Origin of the sequence: Vreelandella sp. 21, assembly GCF_050995515.1 — a bacterium.
Lineage (GTDB): Bacteria > Pseudomonadota > Gammaproteobacteria > Pseudomonadales > Halomonadaceae > Vreelandella > Vreelandella alkaliphila.
The window spans coordinates 1,023,653-1,037,558 of the sequence record NZ_CP194673.1 but is presented as its reverse complement, the minus strand read 5'-3'; the positions used below and the strand labels follow the sequence as shown (position 1 = coordinate 1,037,558).

Below are 13,906 nucleotides of genomic sequence, written 5' to 3'. Positions count from 1 at the left end.
CCGTGTTCCACTATCGCTCTTTACTGCATTATCGATCCTAATTTAGTTAGCAATTTTTACTTCATTATTCATAGTGTGTCTGACAGAGGCAGTCCATGTTTGATCCAAAATACGCCCAACTGATATTTTCTTTCTTAATGGCACTGTTTATGTCGTGCATTATGTCGCTGGTGATTACGCTCTACAATGTCGGCTTCATCGAGGGCATTGCCTTTGTTTGGTTGAAGGCATGGCTATTTGCTTTTGCGGTTGCTCTACCGGTCATTAACCTAGTATCGCCTATTGTACGGCGATTGGTTAAGGTGCTTATTAAGCAAACACACTGACCGCCTAAACTAACCGCTCACACTAATCTTCTATACTAAACACCTAAGCTGAGCACCTGCTTGTTTTTGACTTGACCAACAGCATTGGTGGAGCCGACAATTTTACGAGTGGTGCCGCACCACCAGTCGCGTGGACTGGTCGTCATATTTGATGGGAGATCAATGTTTTGAAAAGACACAATTCAGTTTGGCGCAGCCTGGCCTATGCGGCGTTGCTGTCGGTTGCAATCGCTTCAATCGCCGAAGCTTGTACACGCGTCGTCTATCACGGCCCAGAGGAGCGCATTCTGACCGCACGCTCGATGGATTGGAGCATGCCGATGCTCTCCAATCTGTGGGTGTTCCCACGAGGCATGACCCGTAATGGCGAAGCGGGACCGCGTTCTTTGGAATGGACATCAAAATACGGCAGCATGATTGTGTCGGGCTATGACTTCTCGACCGTGGATGGCATGAATGAAGCCGGTCTGGTCGCTAACATGCTGTGGTTAGTCGCGTCAGAATACCCCGAAGATGACGGCACCACCCCGCAAATGTCCCTTTCAATTTGGGCGCAGTATTTTCTTGATAGCTACGGCAGCGTCGCCGAGGCGGTGGCCGATATGGAAAATAATCCCTTCAACGTGGTGACGGCGGATGTGCCCGATCAGCCAGGCCGTCTGGCCAAGGTGCACCTGTCTCTGTCGGATGCCACCGGCGACAGCGCCATCCTGGAATGGCTGGACGGCAAGCTGGTCATCCACCACGGTCCCGAATACCGCACCATGACCAACGATCCGCCCTATGATCAACAACTGGCGCTTGTCAGCTATTGGCAGGATGTCAACCCGCGCGAGGTTCTGCCCGGCACGACACGTTCGCCCGACCGTTTTGTGCGCGCCGACACATATATCAACATGGTAGAGCAATCGGCCGATCCACGGATCGCCGTAGCCGCCGCGATGAGTGTGATCCGCAACGCCTCGGTCCCCTTTGGAATCAGCACTCCTGATGCTCCGAACCTGTCTACGACGCGGTGGCGGGTAGTGGCCGATCACAGAGATCAGGTGTTCTACGTCGAATCCGCGATTTCACCGAACCTTTTCTGGGTGGAACTGAAAAATCTGGACTTTTCGCCCGAAGCCGGCGTACGGATGCTTGATCTCGGCGTGGACATGACGTCCCTGCAAGAGGGCGAAGTTTCAGGAAGTTTTACCCCCGCCGCCCCCTTCCAGTTCGAACCAGTCAACTGATCTCTCTCCGACTGCGGCATAACCATGTGGCGCAGTCGGATCAATTTCTTCCACTTGTACAACTCAACAATAGATATCTTCCTTGACTTGGCTAAACGTGAGCCAAGACGTAGTAACTCGGCTGCCAAGAAAGGCAGACCACATGAGGCGGTCGGAAAATGACCGCCGATACGGTGATTGAGTCACTCTGAGCCCCTCAGCCGCTCAGAACCGAATTGATCAGTGGTTCCTTAAAAACACCTTCTACTTACTGAATACGAGAGTTATTCAGTGCGTAATTCCAAACACGATAGAAGTAAAAAATATATCCAAGACCAAACGTTAAAATTGAGATAATCATCCACAAAATAATATGACCAATATTGCTAAAAATATTGATATCACACACCATCTTACGCTCTGCGCCTGTTGTAATATCCACGACTGAAGTACGGTTAATCACAAAGCGTGAAAACGAATAGGGGAAGAAAAACAGTGCAATCCCGAAGGTAATAATCGTTAGCACCACCCAAATCAACAAGTGGCCAATAATATCTAGAATAGAGAGATTCGCTTTAATGTTCATGGTGCGCCCTTAAGTGTTAAGAAATAAAGTGGCGCAGATTACCATCCACTTGTGTAAGCGTGAATGGAAAATTTCCGTTATAGCTATAAATTTATGATTTTTAATCATTTAGTAAGAGACACTAACACCGTTCAAGCTTGAACCCGTGCCATTTAGGAGTGCGACGCCCACCACTCTGCATAAGAACTATTGTGAGGGGCAAGACCACCTTCATCGGGGGCGCCGTCTTGCCACCATACCGGACCGCGCTCCCCCAGCAGTTCCTTGGCAGACTGCACCGCCTCGCGTGCTTGGCGTAGCGCTATTTCATCGTTTTGTTGCTGAGCATTGCGCACCGCTCGACGGGCTTTCATCAGTGCCTTTATGTGGGTACGTTTCTCGTCATCGCTCAATCGGGGGTCGGTACAGCGCCATAGCTGGTTTTTAGCTATAAAATAGCGGCCATCCGGCGTATGTGGATACTTATTGGCCATACCGCTCCCCTTCGCTTGTAGTTTTCTTAAAAGCGTTTCGTTAACGTAATCGCCCCGAATTTGTCCTGCTCATCTTGTCCGTCAAATTCACGAGTACGCTGAACAGCAGCATACGTTACTTGCCAGTCCTCCCAGGCCATGGCAAGCCCTGCGGAGGCTTCTGCTACCCATTCTTCACGGTCAACAGAGTGGCTATCTCTGAACGTATTACCATCCAGCGTTAAGTTCTGCGCCATGTAATAGCCTTCTACATTCGCAAACAAATACCACTGCCAACCATGATGGCCACTCATTAGATGACGGCTACCCGGGTTGGGTGTGAGCGTAGGAATACCTTCGGCATCGTCTCCCCAGCGTACGCTATAGCCAGCACTTACATAGGTATACAAGTTGCCTAACGCTGCGCCCACACTGGGGCCGTGGGAGAACCGTTTACTGGCTAGCGGTATGTCATTCCACCATTGGCGACGAACGGTTACATTCACCAACGCCTCATCGCCCAGCTGATTTTTCCAGCCTCGAGGACGATCGCTATCGGTGACACGGTGTACTTCACGCTGAATACTGTCAGCAAGGGAGGATGGCCCCACGAGCCCAATATCGAGATGTAAATCGGTAGCTTGCGTCCATTGCCCCATCGGCACGTCTTCATAGAGCGACACTCCGCCGTAGACAAGACCTGCATAGGGGCGATCACCCTCGATCAACGCGCGGCGCTCGATATTGTTCGGCGTATAAATCTGGTGAATCAAACGATAAGACGCTCTATCCGATCTGCCGATAAGGCTATCGGGCAGCGCTGTCGCAAGGCGCTGTAGCCAATTTGTTTCTTGCGGCGTAAAGGTCCAGTTAAGCTCGAAACCACTGGTAAAGTGGCCGTCATCGCTACTGGCAAAACCATCATTTTCAAACTTTACCGACAGAGAGCTGTCGCTAGCCACGGTCAATGTGGGTATTAGGCTTAACGGTAAAATAAGCAGCAGCACCTTTCTGCCTAGAGCAGAGGTATTATTCATGGCTCAATCCTTGAGTATTGGGGAAAGCAAGAGCGATCAATTATTAACAAACATGAATGATTGTATGTAATGGCACGAATAGATAGCAAGCGTACTTTCTTGCTATCTACATCGCTAACTCAATGCCTATCACGACATCCTGTCGTGAAAAAAACGTCGCCACACCATGCATGGCCACTCGCTAGCTTTGAACTTTCTAACGATCCCGGAGAAGCCACTGAGGAGTTACTTCATGCTGGCCATTCTCATCGGTAATGAACAACGAGCCGTCGCTGATCATAACTGCCCAGTTAATGGACCGTGGCAGACCCTCTGCGATAGTAGCAAGTGCCTCTTGCGGTAGACCCGCTACATGTACATTCTTAAGCGACGCCACCGCCGGTAACACTTTATTTTCCCAAAGATCTACTCGCCCATAAGCTAATAGTGACACCCGCTCCGCACGGCGTGAACACCAAGTAAGACGCTCGGCATCCGGCAAACCTACTTCTATCCAATGCAGCACGCGGCCATCCAAGCTTTTTTCCCACAAGGCGGGTTCGTCCACATCGGAAAGGCCACGACCAAAAGCGAGCGCTTCGTTATACCACAATAGGTAGGCGATTAAGCGTGCGCACATCCGGTCTTCGGTTTCAGAAGGGTGCCGAGCCACGGTAAAACGCAGCGTCTCATAGACATTGCGATCAAGGTCGGTCAGGTTGACATCAACTTTGTAAGGGGTAGCACTCAACGCCATTGGAAATATCCATCTAAAATTTGCGTCAGTGTAGCGGATTTATCGAAACACAGGGCATATCCGAAGCGCTGCAAATAAGTAAAGCACAGGATGGGAAATTAAATCTGTCGATATAAAGCCATCCTTAATGCGCCGCCTGAGCTAGGGCATTGCCTCCTAATCCCATTAATACGCCGCCGCCAATGCGTTGAATCAATCTGGAGGAGCCATGGGACTTTTGTAGCCACTCCCGCAACGGGCTAGCCAGCAGCACCACCATGACATCTGCAGAAGAGAACAACACATTGGTGGCGATACCCAGCCAAAGCAGTTGCCATGCCACCGGTATGGCGCTGTCGGGCTGAACAAATTGAGGTAGAAACGCTACGAAGAAGAGCGCCGTCTTAGGGTTGAGCACTTCCACCAGAAAGCTGTCACGCAGTACGCGCTTAGTGGTTGCCAGTGGAACTTCATCGCCATGGGAGCGGATGCCCTGCTTCCAGAGGCGCAGCCCCATCCAGAGCAGGTAAAGCCCACCGATAACCTTCATCGCAATGTAAGCTGGCGGAATAGCTGCAAACAGTAGCGCCAAGCCTAGCGCGGCAGCAATAACGTGAACGTAGCAACCGATATGCACACCGATAACCGCTAACCATCCTGCCCGTCGGCCTCGCCCCAGCGTTTGCGCTGCGGTGTACAACATCGCAGGTCCGGGTAGGTAAGCAAAACCAAGCGCGGCGAGGATAAACGCGGCCCATTGCATCGTGGCAACTCCAAAGAGAGCTAAGGTAGTAAGCCTGAGAATAAAACGGGGGTAGCGCAAGCGCTACCCCCTAAAGAAGTAAAATTGAATGAGTTAACGCTTAGAAGTTGGGTTTACGCTTCTCAACGAAAGCGCCCATACCCTCTTTCTGCTCTTCGCCAGCAAAACAGAGCGCAAACAGGCTGGTTTCCAGCGCCAAGGCGCTATCAAGATCTTGATCTAACCCATCGTGAACGGCTTGCTTCGCGCCGCGTACTGACAGCGGGCCGTTGCCTTTAAGTTGCTTGGTGAGCTCTTCTACATAGCTTTCAAGCTCAGCCTGGGGCATGACACGGTTGACTAGCCCAATGCGCAGCGCTTCCTGAGCATCGATTTTGCGGCCAGTGGTTACTAAATCAATCGCCATGGCGGGGCCAACACGACGCGGCAACCGCTGAGTGCCGCCAAAGCCGGGAATCACACCTAGCAACACTTCAGGCTGGCCGAAGACAGCGTTGTCGCTAGCTACCGCCCAGTCGCAGGCCAACGCCAATTCGCAGCCGCCGCCAAGGCAAAACCCGTTCACTAGCGCGACCACCGGCACGGGCAACGTTTCTAAGCGCTTAATAGTACGCAGTGCCTGGGTAGCAAAAGCACGCGCCTCTTCTGGCGTTTTATCGCGCATTTCGGTGATATCAGCACCAGCAACAAACGACTTTTCACCAGCACCGGTAATGATGACAGCGCGTAAACGTGGATGCGTTTCAAGCTCCACAAGATAAGCTTCTAAGGCACTCAGCACATCACTGTTCAGTGCATTCAATGCCTTAGGGCGATTAATCGTTAGGCGTACCACACCGTCGTTATCAACTTTTTCAATCACTGCATCGCTCATACAGGCTCCTTAATTGTTATTACGCATTTAAAGTGAACACCTACCAACCCTAGCGAACGCTTGGTTGGTAGGCAATCACTTCTTTTGTCGCGCTTGACTGACCTGATACGCTTACGCGTGCTCACTCGTATATATGGAAACCGCGACCGCTCTTACGTCCCAGATACCCCGCATCCACCATGCGCTTTAGCAGCGGGCAGGGGCGATATTTAGGATCGCCAAAGCCTTCCTGCAACACGTTCATGATCGCCAGACAAACATCAAGGCCAATCAAATCCGCCAGCGCCAACGGCCCCATTGGATGGGCAGCGCCAAGCTTCATCGCTTCATCAATGGCCTCTGGCGTTGCGGTTCCTTCTTGAACAATAAAAGCGGCTTCGTTAATCATCGGTACCAACAAGCGATTAACCGCAAAGCCTGGCGAATCACCAATCGGTACTGCCGTTTTACCCAGCGCTTTTGCCAACGCTTCTATGCGCTCAACGGTGGTATCAGAGGTCTGCTCGGCACGAATCACTTCCACTAGCTTGAGCACTGGCACGGGGTTGAAAAAGTGCATACCCACTACCCGCTCGGGTCGCTCACACACAGCAGCCAGCCGAGTTAGCGAGAGTGACGAGGTGTTAGAGGCAAGAATAGCATCGCTGCTTAAATGACTCAGATCACGAAACAGCTTTTCTTTCAGCGCGGGTTGTTCTGGTGCAGCTTCAATAATAATACCGCAGTCACTCAATGCTTCGAGATCAGTGGTCGTGGAAAGCCGCGCCAGCGCTTCCTGCTTAGCTGGCTCACTCATTTTTTGTTTTGCGACCAGCTTGCCAAGGCCTTTATCAATATTGGCTTGGGCGCGGGTAAGCTGCTCATCGGCGACATCAAAGAGACGAACCGTAAAACCACTGGCAGCGACGACCTGAGCGATCCCCTGCCCCATGGTGCCTGCTCCCACTACACCGATTGGTTGTTCACTCATCGTTATTTATCCCCTGAATCAGTGCTGTTTCGCTTCTTCGCGCAAAACAAATTTTTGAATTTTGCCCGTTGACGTTTTTGGCAATTCGCTAAAAATGATTGTCTTCGGTACTTTGAAGCTCGCTAAATGCTCTCGACAATGAGCAATAATGTCGGCTTCGGTAATTTCACCATAACCGATTTTTAATTTAACAAACGCGCATGGAGTCTCGCCCCACTTTTCATCAGGCTTGGCCACAACGGCGGCTTCCTCTACCGCTGGGTGGCTATAAATGGCATCTTCTACTTCAATAGTGGAGATATTCTCACCGCCAGAAATGATGATGTCTTTAGAGCGGTCTTTAATTTCGATGTAGCCATCCGCGTGCCAAACTGCGAGATCGCCGGTGTGATACCACCCCCCTTCCAAGGCTTCCTCAGTAGCTTCGGCATTCTTCAGATAGCCCTTCATTACGTTGTTGCCGCGCATCAAAATTTCACCAATGGTCTCGCCATCTTTCGCGACGGGTTCAAGGGTCAACGGGTCGGCGACACAAAGCGCTTCAAGCATGTGGTAACGCACCCCTTGGCGCGCCTTGATTTTGGCACGGGCTTCCAGCGGCAACTCATTCCACGATTCACGCCAAGCGCAAACCGTCACTGGGCCATAAACCTCGGTTAACCCGTACACATGGGTCACTTCAATACCAAGTTTCTCTACACCAGCAATCACTGATGCAGGCGGCGCGGCACCGGCAGTGGTCACTTTAACGGGATGATCAAATTCACGCTTCTGATCAGCAGGCAGGTTGACAAGGCCATTCAGTATAATCGGCGCACCACTGAAGTGCGTGACCTTCTCATCCACAATCAGGTCGTTAATCCGCTTTGGATCAACTTTGCGCAGGCACACGCTAACACCGGCGTTGGCGGCAATTGTCCAGGGGAAACACCAGCCGTTGCAGTGGAACATCGGTAAGGTCCAGAGGTAGACCGGATGATGCGGCATGGCCCACTCTAAGATATTGCTGACCGCGTTTAGGTAGGCGCCACGGTGATGGTAAACCACCCCTTTGGGCTTACCCGTGGTGCCCGAGGTGTAGTTCAGTGAAATAGCTTGCCACTCATTTTCAGGCAGTTTGTAGGCATAGTCAGCATCACCTTCAGCGAGCAATGCTTCGTACTCAACCTCACCGATGCCTTGAGTTTCGCCTAAAAACTCTAGATCGAAAACGTCAATAATCAGCGGCTTATCGTCTAATAAGGCAACGGCTTCGTTGATGACCTGTGCAAATTCAGGGTCAACAAGAACAGCTTTCGCTTCACCATGGGCCAACATGTAGCTGATTGCTTCGGCATCCAGGCGAATATTCAAGGTATTGAGCACGCAGCCAGCCAGAGGCACCCCAAAATGGGCTTCAAACATTGCCGGAATGTTAGGCAACATCGCCGCTACCGTTTGGCCGGGCTGAAGGCCGCGTTTTTCAAGCGCCGACGCCAATTGCCGGCAGCGGGTCCAGGTTTCTGCCCAGGTGCGGCGTGTTGTGCCATGCACAACCGCCGGGTAATCGGGATACACCGCCGCCGAACGCTCAATAAACGTCAACGGAGAGAGCGGTACATGATTAGCAACGGTGGGCGGCATGCCCTGCTCAAAAATGGATGCGTTCATAAATCACCTTTGTTTTATTGGTTAGCACTCACATTAAAACGGTCGTTTTACTGCGTATTAACGTAAGCCGCCGACCCAATGGCCGGCGGAAATGAGTGGTTAAAGCACTTGGCATTACAGTGTTTTATGGCGTTAATTCAAATTCACTCAAACACTGCATACCCGCTTCGATAACCGCGCGTTGCGCGCGACCAGCAGGCAGCCACTGGGTGATAACAAAGTTGGCGCTGGACAACTTGACGCGATAAAACGGCTCATCGCTGCCTTTTTGCAGCGCTCTGGTCGCGTGAAGTGCGGCGTTGCCCATTTGCCAGGCACATAGCACATGGCCAGCTAGATTGAGCAACGGCGTTGCATAGGCCTGCACTGCATCTTGGCCAGTTTCCGGGTCACTGCCTTGCTCAAGCACAAGCTGCATGGCAGCACGCAGATCATCGGCACCGACCGCTAGCGCACTGCCCATACCCGCAAGGCTAGGCTCTGAACGCATTGTCTCAGCGGTTTTTTGCACTTCATCAATTAACGCAGATAACGCGGCTCCACCATCACGCTGTAACTTACGCCCCGCCAAATCGAGGGCCTGAATGCCATTCGTGCCTTCATAAATAGGCGCGATGCGTGCATCCCTAAGTAGCTGGGCAGCACCCGTTTCTTCCACATAGCCCATACCGCCATGTACCTGAATCCCCATTGAAGCGATATCCACGGCTTGGTCGGTCGAAAAGCTTTTGACGATAGGAATCAGTACATCGGCGCATGCCTGAGCAGTTTGGCGCTCGCTGTCGCTTTCACTGTGTCGGGAAAGGTCAAGCTGGCCAGCGCAGTAAAGCGCCAGAGCACGAAGGGCATCGGTGCGGGCGCGCATTGAGAGCAGCATCCGGCGCACATCTAAGTGGTCGCTGATCGTACATTCGTTACCACCACGAGATTTAGGCGCTCGCCCCTGAGTGCGATCCAAGGCGTAAGCAAACGCATGCTGGCAGGCTCGCTCAGCCACCCCAATACCTTGAATACCCACTTTGTGACGCGCTTCGTTCATCATGGTGAACATGTGGTTAAGACCACGCCCCTCTTCACCCACCAGATACCCAATAGCGCCGTCGTTTTCGCCAAAGCTTAAGGTGCAGGTAGGCGAACCATGAATGCCCAGTTTATGCTCGATAGAGGCACAGGTGACGTCGTTGCGCTCGCCCAACGAGCCGTCTGCGTTAACCATGAACTTCGGCACTAGGAACAGCGAAATGCCCTTGTTGCCTTCGGGCGCATCGGGTTTTCGCGCCAACACAAGGTGAATGATATTTTCGGCGGCGTCGTGTTCGCCCCAGGTGATATAGATTTTTTGGCCGCTAATGCGGTAATGGTCGCCTTCAGGGATGGCTTTGGTCCGTACTTTAGAAAGGTCGGAGCCTGCCTGAGGCTCTGTCAGGTTCATGGTACCTGTCCAGGTACCTTCAACGAGCTTGGGGAGATAGGTCGTTTTTAGCGTTTCACTGCCATGATGCGCCAGTGCTTCGATTGCACCTGCCGTCAACATGGGGCAAAGACCCAAGGCCATATTGGCACCGTGAAGCATTTCTTGAACAGCGCTGGCGACCACCTCAGGTAGGTTTTGTCCGCCTAACGCTTCAGAAACACCAATGCCGTTCCAGCCGCCTTCTACATATGCCTGATAGGCCGCTGCGAAACCCTCTGAGGTGGTGACACTGCCATCGGTGTGGCGCTTAGCACCTTGTCGATCACCGACACTATTTAGCGGCCCCCACACATCGCCTGCAAGCTTTGCTGCCTCTTCCAGCACCGCCTCGACCAAGTCGGGCGTGGCTTCTTCGAAGCCAGGCAGTGCAAGCGAGCGGTGCGCGAGTAGCTCTTCGAGTACAAAACGTAAATCGCGTACCGGCGCGGCATAATAATTCATGGCGAAACCTCAGAGAAAATCGATGATAAATAGCAATTAGTAAAAACACTATCAAGAATAGTAGTTTCACTACTTTCATCACACCATTAGCCCAAGGTCTCACCTGCTGAATTAACGTCAGTCCGCTAGCTGCGTTTTTGGCTACGTTTTTAGCTACGTTTCACTCACTCCCAGCACTGGCTATCGACGCGCCTCAGTTTCCACATCATCGTAATAAACAATATGGGTTTGATCTTCTGAGGGTGGGCCAACGATGGGTTCGACAGCATCCACGTCAGGTACAACATCAGAAAGGTCTTCAAGGTGCTCGTGCTCGAGCGCGCCTTGCATCAGTTCCTCAGTAACCACTAGCTCGGCACCTGCTGCGGTCATCGGCGTTGTCGGTGTAAAGGGAGCCACAGGAACTGGCGCTGGCCGCACACTGCGTCGCCAGCTGAAAAATACAACAAAAAACAGGCTCAGCGAGCCAAACGCCCAGAACAACCCAGCATCGCCCATCGCGGTCATTACTGGAGAAATCATTAGCGGGCTGATGGTAGCCCCAATAGAGTTGATCAATAGTAGGCCCTGGCTCATACGTACCAGCGCTCCCGCCGGAGCACGGTCGGCGGCATGGCTAACCGCCACCGGGTAAAGCGCAAAGACACCGCCACCGAGTAAAAACAGCAGCGCCGCCAGTAAGGGGGTCGACATCGGAAGCCATATCATGGCTGCAGAAATCACCACACAGAAAGTGCTGATGGCGATCAATACGATTTGGCGGTCGTGACGGTCAGACCAGCGTCCAATCGGATACTGAAGCAGCATGGCGCCAAGAATCACGACGGCCATCATTTGCCCCACCTGGTTGACGCTCATACCAATGCGCTGCAAATACAATGGCAGCAAGGTGTAGGCAGCAGCCACCACCATGCCAGACCCTAAACTCCCCATTACCCCTGTTGGCGTCATTGTAATCAAGCGGTGCGGCGGTAGCGGCTCAGCGTGTTCCATGATGGGTGACACCCGCGGAATCATGGCCATGGGCAACACCGATAACGATGCCAATAGGCCAATCACCATAAAGGGCGCTGTCACCCCCATGGCACTGGTGACGCCTAATAGCAACTGTCCAATCACGCCCGCGGCATATAGCGAGATCATATACATCGCTAGCAATCGGCCACGTACTTTCTGCTCGCCTGATGTCAGCAACCAACTCTCAATCACTAAATAAACGCCCACGGTGGCCCAGCCGCCAATTAAACGCAGCACAAACCACGCCCAAGGATCGAAAAACAGCCCTTGCAATAGCACCGTGACAGCGACCAACGAGGCGAAGCTACCGTATGCACGAATGTGCCCTATGCGCAGCAGCAGGCGGTCATTGAATAGCGCGCCAAGTGCTAAGCCAATAAAGTAAGCCGAGGAGACAATACCTATCACCGTTGCCGACTCACCCGCAGCGTCTAGCCGCACAGAGATCAGCGTGGCGAGAAAGCCATTGCCAATCCCAAGAATAAACAGCCCTAATAAGGGCGCTAACGCCATGGCTAGCAGTTGCCGCGACATATCGCTATCTTGCCTCGCAGAATAAAAGCCCCCTACAGGGCTAACACATGGCTGGAGAAAACTCCAACCGCAGAATCGGGCGGCGAATCTACACTCGTTCCGTGGGTTTCACCAGTTTTTTTCGCTATCCATTGCCAGTGTAATCGGCAATAGTGAGAAGCGCATTTGCAACTCACCAGAAAGCATCCGATATTGAAAGCGGTGGCTCTGTCATGAGCCCTCTTGCCCTACATCAACAAATGCTAGAACAAACAGTGCCATACTTACGCTTCCCAGGCTGAGACACTCGCATTGTATCGACACCCTTGACACGGAGAGGTCTCCTTTCTATTTGCTATGGCCAATCAGATGCCCAATATGTTCGCCCCCTTACCTGCGGTCATTCGCATGAAATATCGGCTCGCCCCTAAGAAAAAAGACAAGGTGGCATATTTAGCGATCATGCTGCTAGTCCTGGGCCTATCTGGCTGTACCTCGCTGGCACCACCTCACTCGGTGCCAGAAGCAACATTACCCGATGTTTACCCAGATGAGGGCATGCCAACAACGGCTGCTGATGCTGATATTGCTTGGCGCAGCTACTTTACCGACATCAAGCTACAAGCGCTGATAGAACAGGCACTCGCCACCAATTATGACTTGCGTGGTGCTTTATTGCGTGTTGAGCAGGCACGTGCTGCCTACGGCATTCAACGTGCTGAGTTGCTACCTACCCTTGGTGTGGAAGCCGCCGGTGAGCGTTCACGCACCCCTTCTGACCTGAGCCCTAGCGGCCATACGCTGATTGGCAATCGGTTCCAGGCGGGTATTGGTTTTAGCACCTGGGAACTAGATTTCTGGGGGAGAGTACGCAGCCTTAATGAGGCTGCCCTCGAGCAGTATCTAGCCACCGACGAGGCGCGGCGTGCCACCGAAATCAGCCTAATCGCTCAGGTTGCCGATAGCTATTTCCGCCTTCAGGAGCTAGATGAACGCTTGGATCTAGCCCGCCGCACCATCGACAGTCGGCAGGAATCACTGCGGATATTTACCCGGCGCGTAGAAGTGGGCGCCACTTCACCACTGGAACTCACCCAGGTTGAAATGTTGCTGCAGCAGGCCAAGGCACTAGGCGCTCAGCTGGAACAAGCCCATGCTCAGCAGGCAAATGCCCTGGTACTACTGGTTGGCTCACCCATCGAAACAGTAACAAGTGATGAGCATAAAATAGCGGAGGATACTCTAGCCCCTCTCGCGCCGGGGCTGCCATCAGATTTACTGATCCGCCGACCTGATATTCGCGCAGCCGAGCACCTGCTGCGCTCTGCCAACGCCAATATTGGCGCAGCGCGGGCAGCTTTCTTCCCGCGTATCGCGCTGACCGGGAGCTTGGGCACGGCAAGTGCCGACTTGAACGGCCTGCTAGGAGCCGATAGCCAAGCATGGAATTTCTCGCCCACCCTGTCACTGCCCATTTTTGATAGCGGTCGCCGACGGGCCAACCTGACTCTGACAGAGTTGCGCCGAGAACAAGCGGTAGTCGAATACGAACAAGCCATCCAGCAAGCTTTCCGTGATGTTGCTGACGCGCTGGCCGCAAACCGCTGGCTAGCTGAACAAGTGGAAACTGCCAATGACATGTTAGCAGTGCAGCGTGAACGCGCTCGCTTAGCCATGCTGCGCTATGAAAGCGGTGCGGTGCCCTACCTAGAAGTTTTGGATGCCCAGCGCGACCTGCTATCGGCGGAACAACAGCGGGTAGAGGTTCGCCGCCAACTGCTGTCAGCCAGAGTGGCTTTATATACCGCCCTGGGCGGCGGATCAGTTGCTGTGGTAAGCAACTCTGCCCTTATTCCACCTCATGCTGAATGACACTG

General features: G+C 52.8%; 13 protein-coding genes. 3 read left to right on the top strand and 10 right to left on the bottom strand.

The window, feature by feature from the left end; all coding sequences use genetic code 11:
• The first annotated feature begins 95 nt into the window (after positions 1 to 95).
• Both ACN06F_RS04765 and ACN06F_RS04760 read left to right on the top strand, forming a co-directional pair.
• Positions 96 to 326, top strand: coding sequence for a DUF2798 domain-containing protein (locus ACN06F_RS04765; RefSeq protein WP_095602462.1), 231 nt, complete (start codon positions 96 to 98; stop codon positions 324 to 326).
• Positions 327 to 493: 167 nt separating this feature from the next.
• Positions 494 to 1,558 carry a linear amide C-N hydrolase gene (locus ACN06F_RS04760; RefSeq protein ID WP_433924768.1) on the top strand — a complete coding sequence of 355 codons (1,065 nt, stop codon included), beginning with the start codon at positions 494 to 496 and terminating at the stop codon, positions 1,556 to 1,558.
• Positions 1,559 to 1,805: 247 nt separating this feature from the next.
• Here ACN06F_RS04760 and ACN06F_RS04755 read toward each other — a convergent pair whose 3' ends face one another.
• The 10 genes from ACN06F_RS04755 to ACN06F_RS04710 all read right to left on the bottom strand — a co-directional run bounded on the left by ACN06F_RS04755 (position 1,806) and on the right by ACN06F_RS04710 (position 12,050).
• Positions 1,806 to 2,123 (bottom strand): DUF6693 family protein, encoded by a 318-nt coding sequence (locus tag ACN06F_RS04755; protein ID WP_038482290.1) that lies wholly within the window; start codon positions 2,121 to 2,123, stop codon positions 1,806 to 1,808.
• Between the two features lie 152 nt (positions 2,124 to 2,275).
• On the bottom strand, positions 2,276 to 2,596 hold the full coding sequence (locus tag ACN06F_RS04750) for a hypothetical protein (RefSeq protein WP_120385541.1): 321 nt from the start codon (positions 2,594 to 2,596) through the stop codon (positions 2,276 to 2,278).
• A gap of 26 nt (positions 2,597 to 2,622) precedes the next feature.
• The gene (locus ACN06F_RS04745) at positions 2,623 to 3,612 is read right to left on the bottom strand and encodes a lipid A deacylase LpxR family protein (RefSeq protein ID WP_433924767.1); all 990 of its coding nucleotides are present in this window, start codon (positions 3,610 to 3,612) and stop codon (positions 2,623 to 2,625) included.
• A 196-nt stretch (positions 3,613 to 3,808) separates the two neighbouring features.
• A complete protein-coding gene (locus tag ACN06F_RS04740; protein WP_120385543.1) occupies positions 3,809 to 4,348 on the bottom strand; it encodes a YaeQ family protein in 540 nt (179 codons plus the stop codon).
• A gap of 124 nt (positions 4,349 to 4,472) precedes the next feature.
• Positions 4,473 to 5,090 carry a LysE family translocator gene (locus ACN06F_RS04735; RefSeq protein WP_433924766.1) on the bottom strand — a complete coding sequence of 206 codons (618 nt, stop codon included), beginning with the start codon at positions 5,088 to 5,090 and terminating at the stop codon, positions 4,473 to 4,475.
• Between the two features lie 100 nt (positions 5,091 to 5,190).
• Positions 5,191 to 5,964 carry an enoyl-CoA hydratase-related protein gene (locus ACN06F_RS04730; protein ID WP_038482272.1) on the bottom strand — a complete coding sequence of 258 codons (774 nt, stop codon included), beginning with the start codon at positions 5,962 to 5,964 and terminating at the stop codon, positions 5,191 to 5,193.
• A 121-nt stretch (positions 5,965 to 6,085) separates the two neighbouring features.
• Positions 6,086 to 6,934 (bottom strand): 3-hydroxybutyryl-CoA dehydrogenase, encoded by an 849-nt coding sequence (locus tag ACN06F_RS04725; protein WP_095602469.1) that lies wholly within the window; start codon positions 6,932 to 6,934, stop codon positions 6,086 to 6,088.
• An 18-nt stretch (positions 6,935 to 6,952) separates the two neighbouring features.
• A complete protein-coding gene (locus ACN06F_RS04720; protein ID WP_038482262.1) occupies positions 6,953 to 8,584 on the bottom strand; it encodes an acyl-CoA synthetase in 1,632 nt (543 codons plus the stop codon).
• 124 nt (positions 8,585 to 8,708) lie between these two features.
• Positions 8,709 to 10,499, bottom strand: coding sequence for an acyl-CoA dehydrogenase (locus tag ACN06F_RS04715; protein WP_433924765.1), 1,791 nt, complete (start codon positions 10,497 to 10,499; stop codon positions 8,709 to 8,711).
• Positions 10,500 to 10,679: 180 nt separating this feature from the next.
• The gene (locus ACN06F_RS04710) at positions 10,680 to 12,050 is read right to left on the bottom strand and encodes an MFS transporter (RefSeq protein WP_038482256.1); all 1,371 of its coding nucleotides are present in this window, start codon (positions 12,048 to 12,050) and stop codon (positions 10,680 to 10,682) included.
• 348 nt (positions 12,051 to 12,398) lie between these two features.
• On the opposite strand from ACN06F_RS04710, the gene ACN06F_RS04705 reads away from it, so the two are divergent.
• Positions 12,399 to 13,901, top strand: a complete 1,503-nt coding sequence (locus ACN06F_RS04705) for an efflux transporter outer membrane subunit (protein WP_433924764.1) — start codon at positions 12,399 to 12,401, stop codon at positions 13,899 to 13,901.
• Positions 13,902 to 13,906 lie beyond the last annotated feature (5 nt).

Excerpts from the sequence above, each read along its gene's own strand:
- ACN06F_RS04765 (WP_095602462.1), top strand. The coding sequence starts at position 96 with ATGTTTGATCCAAAATACGCCCAACTGATATTTTCTTTCTTAATGGCA.
- ACN06F_RS04755 (WP_038482290.1), bottom strand. The coding sequence starts at position 2,123 with ATGAACATTAAAGCGAATCTCTCTATTCTAGATATTATTGGCCACTTG.
- ACN06F_RS04750 (WP_120385541.1), bottom strand. The coding sequence starts at position 2,596 with ATGGCCAATAAGTATCCACATACGCCGGATGGCCGCTATTTTATAGCT.
- ACN06F_RS04745 (WP_433924767.1), bottom strand. The coding sequence starts at position 3,612 with ATGAATAATACCTCTGCTCTAGGCAGAAAGGTGCTGCTGCTTATTTTA.
- ACN06F_RS04740 (WP_120385543.1), bottom strand. The coding sequence starts at position 4,348 with ATGGCGTTGAGTGCTACCCCTTACAAAGTTGATGTCAACCTGACCGAC.
- ACN06F_RS04735 (WP_433924766.1), bottom strand. The coding sequence starts at position 5,090 with ATGCAATGGGCCGCGTTTATCCTCGCCGCGCTTGGTTTTGCTTACCTA.
- ACN06F_RS04730 (WP_038482272.1), bottom strand. The coding sequence starts at position 5,964 with ATGAGCGATGCAGTGATTGAAAAAGTTGATAACGACGGTGTGGTACGC.
- ACN06F_RS04725 (WP_095602469.1), bottom strand. The coding sequence starts at position 6,934 with ATGAGTGAACAACCAATCGGTGTAGTGGGAGCAGGCACCATGGGGCAG.
- ACN06F_RS04720 (WP_038482262.1), bottom strand. The coding sequence starts at position 8,584 with ATGAACGCATCCATTTTTGAGCAGGGCATGCCGCCCACCGTTGCTAAT.
- ACN06F_RS04715 (WP_433924765.1), bottom strand. The coding sequence starts at position 10,499 with ATGAATTATTATGCCGCGCCGGTACGCGATTTACGTTTTGTACTCGAA.
- ACN06F_RS04710 (WP_038482256.1), bottom strand. The coding sequence starts at position 12,050 with ATGTCGCGGCAACTGCTAGCCATGGCGTTAGCGCCCTTATTAGGGCTG.
- ACN06F_RS04705 (WP_433924764.1), top strand. The coding sequence starts at position 12,399 with ATGCCCAATATGTTCGCCCCCTTACCTGCGGTCATTCGCATGAAATAT.